Genomic DNA, 16,879 nt, shown 5'->3' on the forward strand with positions numbered 1-16,879 from the left:
TCACTATCCTGTCTTTTTTGATAGGAGCATTGTGTCTATTCGGCCTTATCCATCATTTCGGTGTGGATAAGTTGACTGCGCCTTCCCCAATCATTGCGGTTTTAGTCCTTCCTTTAGCTTACTGCTTGCAAGCGATTTATAAATTAAGCGATTTGAAAGAAAGCCAGCAATTAAATGGCGATGAAGCTAGGCGGCTTTTTTATATAGTTGATTTGAAACGTGGTAGGTTATTTACTTGTATAGTCTTTTATTTTCTTTCGGCTATCTTTGTTGGCATATCTATGATGATTGGCGACGGTGGGCAATTATTTAAAAAAATAACTCTAATAATATCAGGTGGGCTGCTTGGGGTTACAGTTTTTACAATCTTTATCATTTATTCATTGATGAACGAAGTTACAAATTTCAAAGCTAAATTGGTTCGTCGTGAACAGGATGAGAAACACCGCAAAATGTAACTTACAAAAGATTTGTAAATTATTTGTACTCATGTTTACCCGTGATTACCCCTGTCTCTGATGGGGGTTTTCTTTATATTTTTCATGTATATCTTGAAGAGTGGCACTCAGACGTGAGCCGCCACTGGCCGTTAAGTCAAGCTGTAGCGAGTACAGCCTGCGAGAGGCAGAAAAAGATTTAACGGCCTCCCCTCCAAGCGCTGGTTTCACGTCTCAACGTTAATTGTTACGGAAACCACTCCATGAAGAAACTACTCGAATTACGCCAGCAGAAAGCCGCACTCAAAACACAGATGCGTTCCATGCTGGACAAAGCCGACACCGAAAAGCGCAGCCTGAACGAAGAAGAGGGCAAAAAGTTCGACGAACTCCGCGCACAGGCTGATGCGCTTGAAGTTGAAATCACCCGCCTTGAAGCCGTCGCCGACGATCAGCGCAATCTGCCTGGTACTTCCGTCGAAGGTGAGCCAGTAAGCAACAACGAGCTGCGCCACTATATCATGACAGGTGATACCCGCTCTCTCTCCACGCTGGTGCAGGCTGACGGCGGCTATACCGTTATCCCTGAGCTGGACAAAGAGATTATGCGCCAGTTGCAGGATGATAGCGTGATGCGCTCCATCGCAACGGTGAAGACGACCAAAACCAACGAATACCAGAAGCTGGTATCTGTGGGCGGCACTACCGTTAATCGTGGTACCGAAGGTGAGGCACGTACCGAAACCAGTACGCCGAAGATGGAGCGCGTTGATATCAAACTCAACCCGATCTACGCCTACCCGAAAACCACTCAGGAGATTCTCGACTTCTCCGAGGTGGATATTTTGGGCTGGCTGTCTTCTGAAATTGCCGACACCTTCACCGCGACCGAAGAAAGCGACTTTGTGAACGGCGACGGTGATAAAAAATCCAAAGGCTTCCTGTCTTACCCTCGCGCGGCCACTGCCGACAAAACCCGTCCGTTCGGTACGCTGGAGAAGATGGAAGCGGCTGACGTTTCCTCTGATGGCCTGATCGACCTGCTGTATAAGCTGAAAGCCAAATACCGCAAAAACGCCGTATGGGTGATGAACTCCAACACCGCAGCCAAACTGCAAAAGCTGAAAAACGGCAACGGGGATTACATCTGGCGCGATCGTCTGGTTGCCGGTTCTCCCGATACGCTGCTGGGCCGTCCTGTTCAGTATCTGGAAACCATGCCGGATGCGGAGGCAGGTAAAGCATTCCTCGCGGTAGGCGACTTCAAGCGCGGCTATTTCATCGTGGATCACACCACTGGCGTGCGTACCCGCCCTGACAACATCACCGAACCGGGTTTCTACAAGGTGCATACCGATAAATACCTGGGCGGCGGCGTGGTGGACTCCAACGCCATCAAGGTGCTTGAGCTTTCCGGCTCCGGTTCCTGATTTGACGTTTAAGGGGCTACGGCCCCTTTTTGCCCTCTGTGGAGTCCAGTAATGAAAACAATCGATTTTGAAATCCGTACCTCCGAAGTGAGCGCCAGCAACAAAAAGCTGGTGGGCTATGCCGTGCGCTGGAACAGTCTCTCTGAAATTATCTGGGACGAGTTCCGCGAGCAGTTTGCGCCGGGAGCGTTTAAAGACAGCCTGGCATCCGGTAGCGATGTGCGTGCGCTGTACGAGCATAACTATACCCAGCTGCTGGGGCGCACTAAATCCGGCACGCTGGTGCTGTCCGAAGACGATACCGGGCTGCGCTTCGAGCTGACCCCGCCGAATACCCAGCTTGGCAACGATGTGCTGGAGCTGGTGGAGCGCGGGGATATCTCCGGCATGAGCTTTGGTTTCCGGGCGCTGAAAGAGGCGTGGGATATTGCTCAGTCTCCATACCTGCGCACTGTTACCGCAGCCGAACTGCGGGAGATTACCGTTACCTCAATGCCTGCTTATCCTGAGTCTGGCGTGGAAATCGCGCACCGTTCGCTTTTCTCCCAACATCCTGAACTGCGCCGCGCTGGCGATAACCGTCGCCGCTGGGCTGAATTAGCGGGGCTCTGATATGTGGAATATCTGGCCGTTTGGCCGTAAGTCTGAACCCTCTGAGCAGCGCAGCATGACCATTGATGAATTTCTGGCGATGGCAGGGATTCCAAATACCGGATCAGGCGAGTATGTGTCTGCGGGTACTGCGGAATCTCTGCCGGCGGTCATGAACGCCGTATCAGTTATCAGTGAGGCGGTGGCAACAATGCCCTGCTACCTCTACCGCGTGCGTAATGATAACGGGCGTGAGGCGCGAGAATGGCTGAGCAATCATCCGGTGGATTTTCTGCTGAACGAGCAGCCTAACGACTGCCAGACACCTTATCAGTTTAAACGCACGATGATGCGCCATTGTCTGCTGAATGGTAACGCCTATGCGGTGATCCAGTGGGGCCACGACGGCCAGCCGCAATCCCTGCACCCGTATGTGCCGGGAGCGGTTGTTCCTGAGCGTATCGGCCAGCATAAATACAAATACACCATTACTGAACCATTTACCGGGGCTGTGCGCACCTACTTGCAAGAAGAGATCCTGCACCTGCGTTACTCGACCGATGATGGTTTTCTGGGGCGCTCGCCGATCACCACCTGCCGTGAGGCGCTGGGGTTAGGTCTGGCCCAACAGCGCCACGGTGCCAGCATTATGAAAGATGGCATGATGGCGGCTGGCGTGGTCACTACTGCTGAGTGGCTCGACAGCGTGAAGGGCAAACAGGCTCTGGACGCACTGGAGCGCTACAAAGGTGCCAGAAACGCCGGGAAAACGCCGATCCTTGAAGGTGGCATGGACTACAAGCAGCTTGGCATGAGTAATCAGGATGCCGAATGGCTGGCCTCCCGTCGCTTCACCATTGAAGACATTGCCCGCATGTTCAACGTGTCGCCCATCTTCTTGCAGGAATATAGCAATAGCACCTACAGCAACTTTAGCGAAGCGAGCCGCGCATTTCTCACCATGACCATGCGCCCGTGGCTGGCGAACTTCGAGCAACAAATCAAATCTGCGCTGCTGGTGGCCTCTCCGGTTCCGGGAACCCGCTATCAGGTGGAGTTTGACTCTGCTGACCTTCTCCGCGCTACGCCAACCGAACGTTACGCCACTTATGAGCGAGGCATTAAGAACGGGATCATGAACCCGAACGAAGCCCGTGAGCGTGAGGGGATGCCGCCGCGTGAAGGTGGTGACGAATTCAGCCAGGCATGGAAGCAGGAAGTGAAGATCAGCAAAGACGGCAAGGAAGGTGACGCATGAGAGCCGGGGGGCTGAGAAGCCGCGTCACTATTCGGGTATTCACTACCCACAGGGAGCCGTCCGGTCAGGTTGTTCAGGTCTGGGAAGACGGGGAAACCATATGGGCTGAGGTTAAGGGGATCAGTGGCCGAGAGTTAATGGCGTCAGGTGCCGAGGTTGCCGAAGCGACGATCCGCGTTTGGGTGCGTTTCCGCCGTGATATTACCGCAGCCAACCGTCTGAAAGTGCTTACTGGCCCGTTTGCTGGCAGCACTCTCAATATTATCGGGCCTCCTATTCCTGATTCGGAAGGTACCCGGCTGGAAATTCTCTGCAAGACAGGAACGGAAAAATGACAGCAGAAATCACCCTGGATGAAGCAAAGCTGCATTGCCGTATTGATGATGATTACGAAGATACGTTGATACAGGCGTACATCGATGCGGCGCTGGAGGTTTGCCAGAAGCATATCGGCAAGCGGTTTGATAACGGGCTGGAGTTTACGCCAGCTATCAAGATTGGCTGTCTGATGTACGTCTCTCAGCTGTACGAGTACCGCACGACAATTGGCGACACTGACACCAAAGAGATACCGATGGCTGTCTCTGCGTTGTGGTCTGTCTACCGTGATGTGGGGGTGTACTGATGCCGTGGCAACCACTACGCCGATGTAATGAGCCGGGATGTAATAAGCGGGTGAAATCCGGCAAGTGTGATGAGCATAAGCGGGATGCCCGCCGACAAAGCGACAGCCGAAGAGGTACACGAACAGAGCGCGGTTACTCCAACCGTTGGGGCGAATACCGTCGTCATTTTCTGAAAGCTAATCCGCTGTGTGTCCATTGTCTTAAGGCTGACGTCTATACATCGGCAACTATCGTCGATCACATCATCCCTATCGAGGGTGAGGCCGATGTGCTGTTCTGGCCCGCCAGTAATCACCAGTCGTTATGCGCTGCCTGTCATGGACGGAAGACAACCACAACAGACCCGGTGACGAAGCAGCAGCGTAAAGCCGGTAAGTTCCGCGAGCAGGAAGAAGCAGCGCGTCATCGCACCGACTGGATCTATGAGGCAAACAATGACTGAGCAGGAACAGCAGCGGCTGATTAGTGGGCTGATAAAGCAGCGTGAGTCATGGCAACCAGCCAGACAGAGAGCGCACACGAAGCCCGTAGTAAAGCGCATGAGCCAGCGTGACCGTGAGCTTATGGAATGCTTCCGCAATCACTGACAGGGCGCATGGACGGGGTGGGGGAGGTTTTCAGGACAAACCCCTCTCAGCGAGGAACCACCCGCCCCCTCAAATTTTTACGCACGGTGATTTTTTTGAAAATAAAACAGACAGGAAAACAGTAAGTTATGGCAAGACCACCCAAACCGCCCGCCTATCTTGATGAAATCGCGGCGCAGCAGTGGAAAGCGAAGGCGAAGCAGCTGGCGGAGCGTGGTGATCTGACGCCTGCCGACTGGAACAACCTTGAGCTGTACTGCGTCAATTACTCGATGTACCGCAAAGCCGTGGAAGACCTTGCCACGCGGGGATTCAGCATAGTGAACAGCCAGGGCGGTGAGAGCCGGAATCCGGCACTGAGCGCAAAAGCGGATGCCGAAAAAATTCTTATAAAAATGTCGTCGCTGCTGGGCTTTGATCCGGTAAGCCGCCGCCGCAATCCGGTAGAAACGGAAGAGGAGGACGAGCTTGACCGTCTGGAATGATTACGCAAACGCCATTAAATCGGGTGAAATTCCGGCATGTAAGCGCGTAAAACAGGCCGTCGAGAGGTACTTTTCAGACCTGAATGACCCCCGTTATGAGTTCGATACGGCGACCGTGGAGCGGTTTATTGCCTTCTCCCGGCTCTGTCCACACGTCAAAGGCCCGCTGCGGGGCCAGCCTATCGAGCTTGAGCCCTGGCAGCAGTTCGCCTTTGCTAACCTGCTGGGCTTTAAGGTCAGGGAGTCAGGCCGCCGGAAGTACAGCAGTGCCTTTATTGAAGTGCCACGCAAGAATGCAAAATCCACCGTGGCCGCCATGCTGGCTAACTGGTTTCTGGTAATGGAGAAGGGCCAGCAGGATATCTACACGGCGGCGGTAAGCCGGGATCAGGCCCGAATCGTGTTCGACGATGCCCGCCAGATGTGCCTGCTGTCAAAACCGCTGAAAAAGCGCGTCAATATCCAGGCGCATAAGGTCATTTTCCCGAAGAGCAACAGCCTGTTAAAGCCGCTGGCGGCGAAAGCGGCCACCATTGAGGGGACTAACCCCAGCCTGGCAATTGTCGATGAATACCACCTTCACCCGGATAACGGCGTTTATTCCGCGCTTGAGCTGGGTATGGGCGCACGTCCTGAGGCGATTTTGTTCGCCATCACGACCGCCGGGAGTAACGTTGTCTCCGCCTGTAAACAGCATTACGACTACTGCTGCCAGATTCTTGCCGGGGAAGAGAGCAACGATTCGCTGTTTGTCCTGATCTACGAGCTGGACGACGAAAGCGAGGTTGAGCAGCCTGAGATGTGGATCAAGGCCAACCCTAACCTGCATGTGTCCGTTGACGCGGCGAAACTGGAATCCACAATCCAGAAAGCGCGGGGCATACCGTCGCAATGGGTGGAAATGCTGACCAAACGTTTCAATATCTGGTGTCAGGGCTCCACGCCGTGGATGGGCGCCGGTGCATGGGATGCCTGTGCGCTCGACTATAACGAAGACGATCTGGCCGGAATGGAGTGCTACGCCGGGTTTGACCTGTCCTCTACCAGCGACATCACCAGCGTGAGTTACGCTTTCCCGTTCGACAGGGAGATCCGCCTGCTGACCCGTCATTATCTGCCGGAAGCCCAGCTACTTAACGTCGCCAACAAAAACCGCGCCATCTACCGCCAGTGGGTAAAAGCGGGATGGATACGCACCACGCCCGGCGACTGCATCGACTATGACCGCATCCGTGACGATATTCTGCGCGACGCTGAAATCTTCAATATCAGGCTGGTGGGTTTCGATACGTGGAACGCCACGCACCTGCGCACCCAGCTACAGGGGGCGGGGCTTGATGTGGAGCCGTTCCCGCAAACCTATCTCAAATTCAGTCCGGTGGCGAAATCATTTGAGGTATTCGTTAACCGTAAGGTGGTGCGTCATCGTGGCGATCCGGTTCTGGCCTGGGCAATTGGAAACGTGGTGATGGAGTCCGACGCTAACGCCAACATTAAGCCCAACAAAAAGAAATCCTCTAACAAGATAGACCCTGCGGTATCTGCGCTGATGGCGTTCGGCACCTTCCAGGCTGAGCATGAGGATTTTGCTTTCGATATGAGCGACAGCCACAAACAACGGCTGGCGACATTTAACGGTATCTGACTGGAGTAAAACTATGAATACAGCAAACCATGAAACCATGAGCACGATCCTTCTGAGCGGCTCGCTGGCTAAACTTTTTGGCCGTACTCACCAGCGGCTTATTGGCCCGACACGTGAGGCGTTTACTGCGTTATCCGCCACCATTCCCGGCTTTCAGAAATTCATGAATACCAGCAAAGCCCGAGGGCTAACGTTCGCTGTATTCGTGGACAAAAAGAACGTTACTCAGGATGATCTCGATTTTCCGAACGGCAACAGGACTATTCGAATTGTTCCCGTCATAATCGGGAGCAAAAAAGCTGGCGTACTGCAAACAATTCTCGGCGCTGCGCTAATTGCAGTGGGGGCTGTGCTGAGTTTTACACCCTGGGCAGCAGCTTCACCATTTTTCTATAAATTTGGCGCAGCGATGGCCTTGGGCGGTGTTGTTCAGATGCTATCACCTCAACCTACGGGTTTAGCCAGCAAACAAAGTGCCGATAATAAAGCCTCGTATGCGTTTGGTGGCGTTACTAATACTGCCGCGCAGGGCTATCCGGTACCATTGCTTTACGGTAAGCGCCGTATCGGCGGTGCAATCATATCGGCGGGTATCTATGTGGAGGATCAGCTTTGACAAATCAGGTGCAACTCTGGCCGGAAGGTGAGGTATTTACCCGAGAGGTATTGATACCGACGAAATACGAGCCATTACCAGTGGAGGTAACTTACACCGTTCCTCCTTTCGAGATCGTTGTGGAAACGTGGCAGAACAGAGACCCAGCTAAGGCTTACGCTCTGTTTAGACAGTTCATTGTTGACTGGGATCAGCAGGACAAACTCACCGACGATATTCTGATGTGCTTTCTGGCAGGCTACCCGGGAACCGATGAGGCTATTTTTGCCGTATGGTATGAGCATATGAAAGAAGTGCTGACGGTAAATGCGCAGCTCTTCGCAGGTTACAGCCAGTCAATTAACTGAGGGTTTGTATGCTGGATCGGACAGTATTAGAGAAAGCAATAATGGTAGCGGCTGAGTTGCAGGGTCATGAACTCAACGGGCGAGATCGTCTTATGGTGCGTAATCGCGTTGCCACTTGCTTGGCTGCGAAAGAACGCCTCCGGCAAAGGATGGATGCCGAACCGTATCAATGGAGAAAGCCGGAAAGGCCAAGGTGATGAACCCAACCAATCAAAGCACTGGACTATGTTCTGGTGCTTTTTTATTTGTGCGAGCCAACGTGTATAAACATATGTATAAACACAAATAAAAAAGGCGCTTCCCCATGCCGAAGAGCGCCTTTTTAAACAAGCATTTAACTGATTAGTATCAGTTCATGCCGTATTTTTTCAGTTTCTTACGCAGAGTACCACGGTTGATACCCATCATCAGCGCAGCGCGGGTTTGGTTACCGCGGGTGTATTGCATCACCATGTCCAACAGTGGCTGTTCAACTTCAGCCAGTACCAGCTCATACAGGTCATTAACATCCTGACCATTCAGTTGAGCAAAATAGTTCTTCAGTGCCTGTTTAACCGAGTCACGCAGGGGTTTTTGAGTTACCTGATCCTGAGAGTTAACGGTAGAAACGGTCAGTACGTCAGAATTTACGCGTTGTTCGAACATAGTTCTGTCAGCTCTTTATTTCATTACGCAAGATTTTCGAAGTATGCCTCCAACGCCTCCAGCTGTTCGCTGGCATCCTCTATGGCGTTGAATGTGCGCCGAAACTGGTCATTTGGAGCGTGCTCCTGGAGATACCAGGAGACGTGTTTACGCGCAATTCGGTACCCTTTTGCCTGGCCGTAGTGGTCATGCAGTTCCCGAACATGCGAACAAAGCAAGCGCTTAACCTCTGCCAGAGGCAGCGGGGCAAGCAGCTCCCCAGTGTCCAGATAATGCTGGATTTCCCGAAAGATCCAGGGTCTTCCCTGAGCTGCACGTCCTATCATCAGAGCATCAGCTCCCGTATAGTCGAGCACAGCTCTGGCTTTAAGCGGGTCAGTAATGTCGCCATTCGCGATAATCGGAATGGAAACTTTCTGCTTAACTGCCCGAATGCTGTCGTATTCAGCTTCACCGTTGAACAAACAGGCGCGAGTGCGTCCATGAATGGTCAGGGCCTGAATGCCACAGTCTTCGGCCAGTTGGGCAATCTCTACACAGTTACGGTGTTCCGGCGACCAACCCGTGCGAATCTTCAACGTAACAGGAACGTCCACTGCGCTGACAACCGCCGTCAGGATTGACTTCACCTGGTCGGGGTATTGCAGAAGGGCTGAACCTGCAAGCTTGCGATTCACTTTTTTGGCCGGGCAACCCATGTTGATATCAATAATCTGGGCGCCACTTTCCACGTTAATCCGCGCGGCATCTGCCATCTCTTCAGGCACACTTCCGGCGATTTGCACGGTGCGAATACCTGGTTCATCAATGTGCACCATCCGAAGGCGGGATTTATCGCTTTCCCAGACCTGCGGGTTAGACGACATCATCTCGGAAACGGTTAAACCGGCTCCCATCTCATAACACAGCGTCCTGAACGGCCGGTCGGTAATACCTGCCATTGGGGCTGCGATCAGGCGATTTCTGAGCTGGTGGTGTCCGATGCGCATGAGTTATGAAATGACCATACTGTGACTGCAAGGCGGCGTATATTACGCATTTTTTGCACGAGATGAAAGGCCAAACTTTGAACAATCCACTGTTGTAGATCATGGAATCGCCACCCAGTCACAATGATGAAAATTATTTTTTATTTAAATCATTGTGTTATGTATTAACGGCGATTTTATGACCGCTTACAATTTCCCGTAACTTCTCATCATTTCTCAAAAAATGAATCCGTTGAGCGGGATATTCTGCTGTTTTTAGCAGCAGATTCTCCCGCTTCTATGCGATCTGCGTCGCATTTTAGAACATCATCTCAGTACGAAAAATGTTCTTATTTTTTACGGCCCGTGATGCGGCACCACTCTTCTTTTTCCACCACCGGATCGAGGGTGAAGAGATCGGCGTAGGCTTCGCAAACGCTGTCAGCCTGGCTCGCCAGGATCCCGGAAAGCCCCAGCAGACCGCCCTCAACGGGCAGCACGCTGATTAACGGTGCAAGCTCGCGTAATGGGCCCGCCAGGATGTTAGCGACCACCACATCGGCTTTCATGGCCTCTGGCTGCGCGTCCGGCAGATACAGCTCAAGGCGATCGGAAACGCCGTTACGCTCGGCGTTATCACGACTGGCCTGAATGGCCTGCGGATCGATATCGATCCCGATGGCTTTTGCGGCGCCCAGCTTCAGTGCGGCAATGGCGAGGATCCCGGATCCACAGCCGAAGTCGATCACGGTTTTCCCTTCCAGATCCAGGCCATCCAGCCACTGCAGGCACAGTGAGGTGGTCGGGTGGGTGCCGGTACCGAATGCCAGACCCGGGTCGAGCATCACGTTGACCGCGTTTTCATCGGGAACCTCACGCCAGCTTGGGCAGATCCACAGACGCTTGCCAAACTGCATGGGGTGGAAGTTATCCATCCACTCGCGTTCCCAGTCTTTGTCTTCCAGTTGTTCGATTTTGTGCGCAAAACCCACGCCCAGCAGAGGATGATGTTCCAGAATCGCGACCACTTCTTTCATGTCGGTTTCGGCATCAAACAGGCCAATCACGTCGGTATCGCCCCACAGGCGCGTTTCGCCCGGCAGCGGCTCAAAGACCGGCGTGTCATGCGTGTCCTGGAAGGTGATAGAGACCGAGCCGGCCTCCACCAGCGCATCGCTCAGCTCTTCGGCGTGAGCGCCGGTTGTGTTCAGTTTTAGTTGGATCCACGGCATGGCAAAACTCTTTATTTATCAGTAGACATCATAGCGGGTTGTGGGACGGGTTGACCGAAACGGTTCCCCACCACAAACGCCAGTAAACTTAACAGTAACGAAGGCACAATTGGATGGAAGCCCAGGTACTGGATCTTAAAGGTGGCGAGCACGGCGTACACGACACCGCCAACAATCATGCCGCTTAGCGCGCCCGCAGCATTCGCGCGTTCCCAGTACAGGCCAAGCACCAGCGGCCACAGGAAAACAGCTTCAAGGCCGCCAAACGCAAGCAGGTTCAGCCAGATGATCATCTCCGGTGGACGCCAGGCGGCCAGCAGCAGCAGTGCCCCTAATACCAGCGTAATCACCGCAGACATCCGTTTTAAGCGTCGTTCGTTTTTCAACTGCTCGGGACGCAAATTTAGATAGAGATCTTTGATAATCGTAGCGGAACTTTGCAGCAACTGAGCGTTGATCGTCGACATAATGGCGGCCATCGGTGCGGCAAGGAAAATCCCGGCAGCAAAGGGGGGCAGGACTTTAACCATCAGGGTAGGGATCACCAGGTCGGGCACGGTAAGATCTGGGATCACCGCACGACCTAATGCACCCGCCAGATGCATTCCCAGCATCAGTATCGCCACCACAATGGTCCCGATAATAATGCCGCGATGGACCGCTTTACTGTCCTTATAGGAGATACACCGTACAGCGGTATGCGGCAGTCCAATGACGCCGAAGCAGACCAGCACCCAGAAGGAGGTCATAAAGGTGGGTGAAAGAATGTCATCTGCGCCCTCTGGAGTGACCAGTTTCGGGTCAATCGCTTCCAGGGTTTCAACAGCATGGCTCAGGCCGCCTGCCGCATGGACAATCCCCACCAGCAGCACAATGGTTCCGATGAGCATCACCATGCCCTGCAGGGTGTCGTTCAGTACGCTGGCGCGGAATCCACCAAACGCCGTATAAAGCGCGATACTGATCCCAAAGATAAGCAGGCCAGTCTCGTAAGGGATCCCTGCTGCGGTTTCAAGCAGACGTGCACCGCCAATAAACTGCACCGTCATCGCACCCACAAAGGCGACCAGCAGGCTTAGACTTGCCAGCCATACCAGTAAACGGCTGCGGTAGCGGGCAAACAGCATGTCGTTCAGCGTCACGGCATTATAGCGACGCGCCAGAATAGCGAACTTCTTGCCGAGTATACCCAGCGAAAGCCAGATAGCCGGGAGCTGTATCATCGCCAGCAGCACCCAGCCTAACCCATATTTATAGGCTGCCCCGGGACCGCCAATAAATGAGCTGGCGCTGATATAGGTGGCGGTGAGCGTCATCGCTAACACAATGCCGCCCATTGAACGGCTGCCGAGGAAATATTCGTTCAGGAAGGTGCCGGTTGCCCTTTTGCGCATGGCATACACGGACACGCCAAACACGACCAACAAATACGCGATAAGCGGCAGAATGACTTCAAGCTGCATCGTCGTCCTCCAGCGGGATATCGCGATAAATGAATTTCACCATTGCCCAGCACAGCAGGATAAAAATCAGCGGTACCAGCAGACAGGCCATTTCAAACCAGTGAGGCAGGCCGGTGATGCCAATTGCAGAATCAGGTAAGTAAGCGGTTACCAACCATGCGGCAAGATAGAGAAGGGTCAGCCACAGCGCCCAGCGCGCTTCTTTATGGGCCTGAACAAAACGTTTGTCCATTTTTTGTCCCTTGTGGATGAAGAAAGCGGGGATTGTACATGATGGGCCTTGACGATCCCCAGAAATAAAAAAGGCCGGTTAAACCGGCCTTTTAGCATAGATGCTTTCTTACTTCTCGTTGAGACCGAGTTTTTTCTCCAGATAGTGGATGTTCGTCCCACCATTCTGGAAGTGCTCGTCGCTCATGATGCGCATCTGCAGATCAACGTTGGTTTTGATACCGTCGATGATCAGCTCCTGCAGGGCGTTCTTCATGCGGGCAATCGCCACGTCACGGTTTTCGCCGTAGCAGATAAGCTTACCGATCATTGAGTCATAGTACGGCGGTACGGTGTAACCGGCGTAAATATGAGACTCCCAACGCACGCCAAAGCCACCCGGCGCGTGGAAACGCGTGATTTTACCCGGGCTTGGCAGGAAGGTGTTCGGGTCTTCGGCGTTGATACGGCACTCGACCGCATGGCCTTTGACCACTACTTCTTCCTGTTTGATGGACAGAGGCTGGCCGGCAGCGATACGCAGCTGCTCTTTGATCAGGTCAACGCCGGTGATCATTTCGGTAACCGGGTGTTCAACCTGAATACGGGTGTTCATCTCAATGAAGTAGAACTCACCGTTTTCGAACAGGAATTCGAAGGTACCCGCCCCGCGATAGCCGATGTCGACACACGCTTTGGCACAACGCTCGCCGATGTAGCGACGCAGTTCCGGGGTAATGCCCGGTGCTGGTGCTTCTTCGACCACTTTCTGGTGACGACGCTGCATGGAGCAGTCACGTTCTGCCAGATAAATAGCGTTACCCTGACCGTCAGCCAGCACCTGAATTTCGATGTGGCGTGGGTTTTCCAGGTATTTTTCCATATACACCATGTCATTGCTGAAAGCTGCTTTCGCTTCCGCTTTGGTCATGGAGATGGACTGTGCCAGTTCAGCGTCGCTGCGCACTACGCGCATACCGCGACCGCCGCCGCCGCCGGACGCTTTGATGATCACCGGGTAGCCAATGCGTTTAGCATGTGCACGGTTTGCATCCATGTCGTCAGTCAGCGGGCCGTCAGAACCTGGAACGGTTGGAACACCGGCTTTTTTCATCGCGGTGATTGCAGACACTTTGTCACCCATCAGGCGGATGGTGTCAGCTTTCGGGCCGATGAAGATAAAGCCAGAGCGTTCAACCTGCTCAGCAAAGTTGGCGTTCTCGGAGAGGAAGCCATAACCCGGGTGAATTGCCACCGCGCCAGTGATTTCAGCGGCGCTGATGATTGCCGGGATGTTCAGATAGCTTTTTACGGACGGAGCCGGGCCGATACAGACCGTCTCATCCGCCAGCAATACGTGTTTTAAATCGCGGTCCGCGCTTGAGTGCACAGCGACAGTCTTGATGCCCAGTTCTTTACAGGCACGAAGAATACGCAGTGCGATCTCGCCGCGGTTGGCGATAACAATTTTATCCAGCATGTTCGCCTCGTTACTCGATGACGACCAGCGGCTCGTCAAATTCTACCGGCTGACCACTTTCGACCAGAATCGCCTTCACAGTACCTGATTTGTCTGCTTCGATCTGGTTCATCATTTTCATGGCTTCAACGATACACAGGGTATCGCCTACGTTGACTTTCTGACCCACTTCGATGAACGCCTTCGCGTCCGGGCTCGGGGTGCGGTAGAAAGTACCAACCATTGGGGAACGTACGATGTGACCACTGATTTCTGCTGCAGCGGCAGGTGCGGCTTCAGTTGCGGCTGGTGCAACGGCTGCAGAGAGCGCAGGCTGCTGCACTGGCGCAGCATAAGCTTGCTGCATTACCGGGAAGCTAGCGGCTGGGGCTGCACGGCTGATGCGTACAGACTCTTCGCCTTCAGAAATTTCCAGTTCGGAGATGCCTGATTCTTCAACCAGCTCGATCAGTTTTTTAATCTTACGAATATCCATGAGTGGGTTCCGTACTCTTGTTTAGTGTGATTGTGACAGGCGTTTTACCGCTGTCTGTAAAGCGTATGAATAACCGTCTGCGCCCAGTCCGCAGATAACGCCAGCGGCGATATCCGACAGATACGAATGGTGGCGGAACGGCTCTCGGGCGTGCACGTTGCTGAGGTGGATCTCGATAAACGGGATACTCACCGCCAACAGTGCGTCGCGGATAGCAACACTGGTGTGCGTAAACGCGGCCGGATTGATCAGGATATAGTCCACAGTGTCTTTAGCCTGATGAATACGGTCGATGAGTGCGTACTCCGCGTTTGACTGAAAATGATCCAAATCCACATTCAGTGACGTTGCTTCCGTGCCCAAACGGTTAACAATTTCACTTAATGTCAGCGTGCCATACTTCTCTGGCTCACGGGTGCCGAGCATGTTCAGGTTCGGTCCGTTTAAAACTAAGATTCGGAATTTTTCTGCCATTGTGTCGCTATCTCCTGCGAATCTCGGGTAAAAACCAAAATATACCTTTGAAACGCGAAAGTCACCTGATGACTTTCCTAAAATGCATTCAGGAAAACCAAAGTCGCACATTATAACGATTTCGTAGCATTTGGCAGCTAAATACTGGTCTTATCAGGGAAGATTATCAACCGCTATCCGAAAAAGAATGGCGGTTGATAAGTAATCTGCGGGAAAACGCACAGTTTCGCGAACTATCGCAACCACTGGCGGAACTTCTTGTAACGCCATGCTAAAAGCGCCAAAGCCAGCAGCGCGTAGAGGATGGGCTGAGGCGAGAGGATCTTCACGGACCACAGATAATGGATGGGTGCGAGGATCGCGACAAGATAGACGAAGTTGTGCAGCAACTGCCAGCGCTTACCCAGTTTTCGCTGCGCATATTGCGTGGATGTCAGCGCTAATGCCAGTAACACCAGCCAACTGACAATGCCCAGCGTCAGATAAGGACGCGTGACCAGTTCGCGGCCCAGCAGTGCCAGATTGTTAATCCCCAGTTCCAGCAGCGCGTAGCTGGTCAGGTGCAACGTGGCCCAGGCAAAACACCATAGCCCTAAAAGCCGACGTGTGCGTATCAATAATGGCTGTTTAGCGTAGCGCGCCAGCGGCGAAACCAGCAAGGTCGCCAGTAAAAATTTCAGAGCCATCCGACCGGTAAAGTGCTGGATATCTTTAGCCGGATCGGCACTGAAAAGCCCCTGGCTGGCGGCCCAGAACAACCAGATAAACGGGAGCAACCCGGCTAAATGCAGCAGCACTTTCAGCCAGGTTACCTGTTTTGCCGTTAAACGCACTCAGAAGTTCTCCCGTAAATTGAGGCCACGGTAGAGCGACGCCACTTCATCCGCATAGCCGTTAAAGAGCAGCGTGGGCTGACGCTTCACATCCAGCGCACCGCCAGAACCGATAAACCGTTCCGTCGCCTGCGACCAGCGTGGGTGATCGACATGCGGGTTCACATTGGCGAAGAAACCGTACTCGTCCGGCGCGGCGAGATTCCATGTTGTGGGCGGACGCTCGCGGGTGAGCTTAATACTGACGATCGATTTAATGCCCTTGAAGCCATATTTCCACGGTACCGTTAGCCGGATGGGGGCGCCGTTCTGCGGCGGGAGCGCTTTACCGTAAACGCCGACGGTCAGAAGGGTAAGAGGATGCATGGCTTCGTCAAGGCGTAATCCTTCTACATAAGGATATGCAAGCCCACCGCCGATGAACCGGTCCTTCTGGCCTGGCATCTCGTCCGGGGCGTAACGCGTCTGGAATGCGACATATTTCGCATTGCTGGTGGGTTCAACCATTGCCAGCAGCTTATGCAGCGGAAAACCTACCCACGGTACCACCATCGACCAGGCTTCCACGCAGCGCATACGATAGATGCGTTCCTCTAACGGGAAACGGGTGGTGAGATCGTGGTGATCCAGCGTTAAGGGTTTTGCCACTTCGCCGTCAATTTTCAACGTCCACGGATCGGTTTTCATGCTGCCTGCATTGGCCGCAGGATCGGCTTTATCAAGCCCAAATTCGTAGAAGTTGTTATAACCGGTGACTTTATCTTCTGGCGTGAGCGTCAGTTTGTTTTGCCACTCGGCAGGTTTCGTAAAGGTGAGCGGGGCACCGGAAGGGGCTTTTGGCCGATCGTTGCCTTTAAACCAGTCGAGCAAATCAGCGTGAGCCGCAGGTGTGAGCGTCAACGCGGTGGCACTGATGCCAAGCATTTTCAGGATCTGGCGGCGCTGTAACATAAAGACAGATTCGGACGTTACGTCGGCTTCCGTCAGTTTTCGGGTTTTCATGGCATCCTCCGTCATGCGTTTTTCTAAGCATGACGGAGGAGAAGGATTAGCGCGAATATGTCACGAAAATTTGAA

At 53.3% G+C, this 16,879-nt stretch carries 23 protein-coding genes; 13 read left to right on the forward strand and 10 right to left on the reverse strand.

Annotation, left to right across the window (positions count from 1 at the left end; translation table 11 throughout):
• From APU11_RS28530 to APU11_RS29030, 13 genes are all read left to right on the forward strand, one after another.
• The coding region (locus APU11_RS28530; RefSeq protein WP_060578719.1) for a hypothetical protein at positions 1 to 458 on the forward strand (458 nt) is incomplete at its 5' end.
• 242 nt (positions 459 to 700) lie between these two features.
• Positions 701 to 1,867, forward strand: a complete 1,167-nt coding sequence (locus tag APU11_RS21575) for a phage major capsid protein (RefSeq protein ID WP_060578720.1) — start codon at positions 701 to 703, stop codon at positions 1,865 to 1,867.
• 51 nt (positions 1,868 to 1,918) lie between these two features.
• A complete protein-coding gene (locus tag APU11_RS21580; protein WP_019077813.1) occupies positions 1,919 to 2,479 on the forward strand; it encodes an HK97 family phage prohead protease in 561 nt (186 codons plus the stop codon).
• A gap of 1 nt (position 2,480) precedes the next feature.
• Complete coding sequence (locus tag APU11_RS21585) at positions 2,481 to 3,716, forward strand: phage portal protein (RefSeq protein ID WP_060578721.1); 1,236 nt, start codon at positions 2,481 to 2,483, stop codon at positions 3,714 to 3,716.
• Positions 3,713 to 4,051: a phage head closure protein gene (locus APU11_RS21590; RefSeq protein ID WP_001201224.1), complete on the forward strand. Its 339-nt coding sequence runs from the start codon at positions 3,713 to 3,715 to the stop codon at positions 4,049 to 4,051. Before APU11_RS21585 ends, APU11_RS21590 begins: the two co-directional genes overlap by 4 nt.
• Positions 4,048 to 4,341, forward strand: a complete 294-nt coding sequence (locus tag APU11_RS21595; protein WP_032660536.1) for a head-tail connector protein — start codon at positions 4,048 to 4,050, stop codon at positions 4,339 to 4,341. The genes APU11_RS21590 and APU11_RS21595 overlap by 4 nt, the downstream gene beginning before the upstream one ends.
• Positions 4,341 to 4,784 carry an HNH endonuclease gene (locus tag APU11_RS21600; protein WP_032672058.1) on the forward strand — a complete coding sequence of 148 codons (444 nt, stop codon included), beginning with the start codon at positions 4,341 to 4,343 and terminating at the stop codon, positions 4,782 to 4,784. The genes APU11_RS21595 and APU11_RS21600 overlap by 1 nt, the downstream gene beginning before the upstream one ends.
• Complete coding sequence (locus APU11_RS29025) at positions 4,777 to 4,929, forward strand: hypothetical protein (protein ID WP_226434703.1); 153 nt, start codon at positions 4,777 to 4,779, stop codon at positions 4,927 to 4,929. Before APU11_RS21600 ends, APU11_RS29025 begins: the two co-directional genes overlap by 8 nt.
• A 128-nt stretch (positions 4,930 to 5,057) precedes the next feature.
• The gene (locus tag APU11_RS21605) at positions 5,058 to 5,414 is read left to right on the forward strand and encodes a phage terminase small subunit P27 family (RefSeq protein WP_023326190.1); all 357 of its coding nucleotides are present in this window, start codon (positions 5,058 to 5,060) and stop codon (positions 5,412 to 5,414) included.
• Complete coding sequence (locus tag APU11_RS21610) at positions 5,398 to 7,059, forward strand: terminase large subunit (RefSeq protein ID WP_042998350.1); 1,662 nt, start codon at positions 5,398 to 5,400, stop codon at positions 7,057 to 7,059. The genes APU11_RS21605 and APU11_RS21610 overlap by 17 nt, the downstream gene beginning before the upstream one ends.
• A gap of 13 nt (positions 7,060 to 7,072) precedes the next feature.
• Complete coding sequence (locus tag APU11_RS21615; protein ID WP_044704023.1) at positions 7,073 to 7,675, forward strand: tail assembly protein; 603 nt, start codon at positions 7,073 to 7,075, stop codon at positions 7,673 to 7,675.
• Entirely contained in the window at positions 7,672 to 8,022 is a 351-nt protein-coding gene (locus tag APU11_RS21620) for a hypothetical protein (protein ID WP_239691340.1), read from the forward strand. The genes APU11_RS21615 and APU11_RS21620 overlap by 4 nt, the downstream gene beginning before the upstream one ends.
• 41 nt (positions 8,023 to 8,063) lie before the next feature.
• Positions 8,064 to 8,219, forward strand: a complete 156-nt coding sequence (locus tag APU11_RS29030; RefSeq protein WP_225380942.1) for a hypothetical protein — start codon at positions 8,064 to 8,066, stop codon at positions 8,217 to 8,219.
• Positions 8,220 to 8,370: 151 nt separating this feature from the next.
• On the opposite strand, the gene fis is transcribed toward APU11_RS29030, so the two are convergent.
• The 10 genes from fis to msrP all read right to left on the reverse strand — a co-directional run bounded on the left by fis (position 8,371) and on the right by msrP (position 16,804).
• Positions 8,371 to 8,667, reverse strand: a complete 297-nt coding sequence (gene fis / locus APU11_RS21625; protein ID WP_000462905.1) for a DNA-binding transcriptional regulator Fis — start codon at positions 8,665 to 8,667, stop codon at positions 8,371 to 8,373.
• Positions 8,668 to 8,690: 23 nt separating this feature from the next.
• Complete coding sequence (gene dusB, locus APU11_RS21630) at positions 8,691 to 9,656, reverse strand: tRNA dihydrouridine synthase DusB (RefSeq protein ID WP_013098996.1); 966 nt, start codon at positions 9,654 to 9,656, stop codon at positions 8,691 to 8,693.
• Positions 9,657 to 9,985: 329 nt separating this feature from the next.
• The gene (gene prmA / locus APU11_RS21635) at positions 9,986 to 10,867 is read right to left on the reverse strand and encodes a 50S ribosomal protein L11 methyltransferase (RefSeq protein ID WP_058651435.1); all 882 of its coding nucleotides are present in this window, start codon (positions 10,865 to 10,867) and stop codon (positions 9,986 to 9,988) included.
• A gap of 11 nt (positions 10,868 to 10,878) precedes the next feature.
• Complete coding sequence (panF, locus tag APU11_RS21640; RefSeq protein ID WP_047351791.1) at positions 10,879 to 12,330, reverse strand: sodium/pantothenate symporter; 1,452 nt, start codon at positions 12,328 to 12,330, stop codon at positions 10,879 to 10,881.
• On the reverse strand, positions 12,320 to 12,562 hold the full coding sequence (locus APU11_RS21645) for a YhdT family protein (protein WP_013098993.1): 243 nt from the start codon (positions 12,560 to 12,562) through the stop codon (positions 12,320 to 12,322). The genes panF and APU11_RS21645 overlap by 11 nt, the downstream gene beginning before the upstream one ends.
• A gap of 108 nt (positions 12,563 to 12,670) precedes the next feature.
• Positions 12,671 to 14,020, reverse strand: a complete 1,350-nt coding sequence (gene accC, locus APU11_RS21650) for an acetyl-CoA carboxylase biotin carboxylase subunit (protein ID WP_003860388.1) — start codon at positions 14,018 to 14,020, stop codon at positions 12,671 to 12,673.
• 10 nt (positions 14,021 to 14,030) lie between these two features.
• Entirely contained in the window at positions 14,031 to 14,495 is a 465-nt protein-coding gene (gene accB, locus APU11_RS21655; RefSeq protein WP_013098992.1) for an acetyl-CoA carboxylase biotin carboxyl carrier protein, read from the reverse strand.
• Between the two features lie 21 nt (positions 14,496 to 14,516).
• A complete protein-coding gene (aroQ, locus tag APU11_RS21660) occupies positions 14,517 to 14,969 on the reverse strand; it encodes a type II 3-dehydroquinate dehydratase (protein WP_040021895.1) in 453 nt (150 codons plus the stop codon).
• Positions 14,970 to 15,202: 233 nt separating this feature from the next.
• Positions 15,203 to 15,802 carry a protein-methionine-sulfoxide reductase heme-binding subunit MsrQ gene (gene msrQ, locus APU11_RS21665; RefSeq protein ID WP_013098990.1) on the reverse strand — a complete coding sequence of 200 codons (600 nt, stop codon included), beginning with the start codon at positions 15,800 to 15,802 and terminating at the stop codon, positions 15,203 to 15,205.
• Positions 15,803 to 16,804 carry a protein-methionine-sulfoxide reductase catalytic subunit MsrP gene (gene msrP, locus APU11_RS21670; protein ID WP_040021899.1) on the reverse strand — a complete coding sequence of 334 codons (1,002 nt, stop codon included), beginning with the start codon at positions 16,802 to 16,804 and terminating at the stop codon, positions 15,803 to 15,805.
• Positions 16,805 to 16,879 lie beyond the last annotated feature (75 nt).

The organism is Enterobacter sp. 50793107 (genome assembly GCF_001463365.1).
In the GTDB taxonomy this organism is placed as follows: domain Bacteria; phylum Pseudomonadota; class Gammaproteobacteria; order Enterobacterales; family Enterobacteriaceae; genus Enterobacter; species Enterobacter cloacae.

Bases quoted from the DNA above. Each gene is read 5' to 3' on its own strand.
- aroQ (WP_040021895.1), bottom strand. From the start codon at position 14,969: ATGGCAGAAAAATTCCGAATCTTAGTTTTAAACGGACCGAACCTGAAC.
- APU11_RS21605 (WP_023326190.1), top strand. From the start codon at position 5,058: ATGGCAAGACCACCCAAACCGCCCGCCTATCTTGATGAAATCGCGGCG.
- APU11_RS21615 (WP_044704023.1), top strand. From the start codon at position 7,073: ATGAATACAGCAAACCATGAAACCATGAGCACGATCCTTCTGAGCGGC.
- APU11_RS21595 (WP_032660536.1), top strand. From the start codon at position 4,048: ATGACAGCAGAAATCACCCTGGATGAAGCAAAGCTGCATTGCCGTATT.
- APU11_RS21585 (WP_060578721.1), top strand. From the start codon at position 2,481: ATGTGGAATATCTGGCCGTTTGGCCGTAAGTCTGAACCCTCTGAGCAG.
- APU11_RS29030 (WP_225380942.1), top strand. From the start codon at position 8,064: ATGGTAGCGGCTGAGTTGCAGGGTCATGAACTCAACGGGCGAGATCGT.
- panF (WP_047351791.1), bottom strand. From the start codon at position 12,330: ATGCAGCTTGAAGTCATTCTGCCGCTTATCGCGTATTTGTTGGTCGTG.
- msrP (WP_040021899.1), bottom strand. From the start codon at position 16,804: ATGAAAACCCGAAAACTGACGGAAGCCGACGTAACGTCCGAATCTGTC.
- accC (WP_003860388.1), bottom strand. From the start codon at position 14,020: ATGCTGGATAAAATTGTTATCGCCAACCGCGGCGAGATCGCACTGCGT.
- APU11_RS21645 (WP_013098993.1), bottom strand. From the start codon at position 12,562: ATGGACAAACGTTTTGTTCAGGCCCATAAAGAAGCGCGCTGGGCGCTG.
- APU11_RS29025 (WP_226434703.1), top strand. From the start codon at position 4,777: ATGACTGAGCAGGAACAGCAGCGGCTGATTAGTGGGCTGATAAAGCAG.
- APU11_RS21580 (WP_019077813.1), top strand. From the start codon at position 1,919: ATGAAAACAATCGATTTTGAAATCCGTACCTCCGAAGTGAGCGCCAGC.
- dusB (WP_013098996.1), bottom strand. From the start codon at position 9,656: ATGCGCATCGGACACCACCAGCTCAGAAATCGCCTGATCGCAGCCCCA.
- prmA (WP_058651435.1), bottom strand. From the start codon at position 10,867: ATGCCGTGGATCCAACTAAAACTGAACACAACCGGCGCTCACGCCGAA.
- accB (WP_013098992.1), bottom strand. From the start codon at position 14,495: ATGGATATTCGTAAGATTAAAAAACTGATCGAGCTGGTTGAAGAATCA.
- fis (WP_000462905.1), bottom strand. From the start codon at position 8,667: ATGTTCGAACAACGCGTAAATTCTGACGTACTGACCGTTTCTACCGTT.
- APU11_RS21575 (WP_060578720.1), top strand. From the start codon at position 701: ATGAAGAAACTACTCGAATTACGCCAGCAGAAAGCCGCACTCAAAACA.
- APU11_RS21590 (WP_001201224.1), top strand. From the start codon at position 3,713: ATGAGAGCCGGGGGGCTGAGAAGCCGCGTCACTATTCGGGTATTCACT.
- APU11_RS21600 (WP_032672058.1), top strand. From the start codon at position 4,341: ATGCCGTGGCAACCACTACGCCGATGTAATGAGCCGGGATGTAATAAG.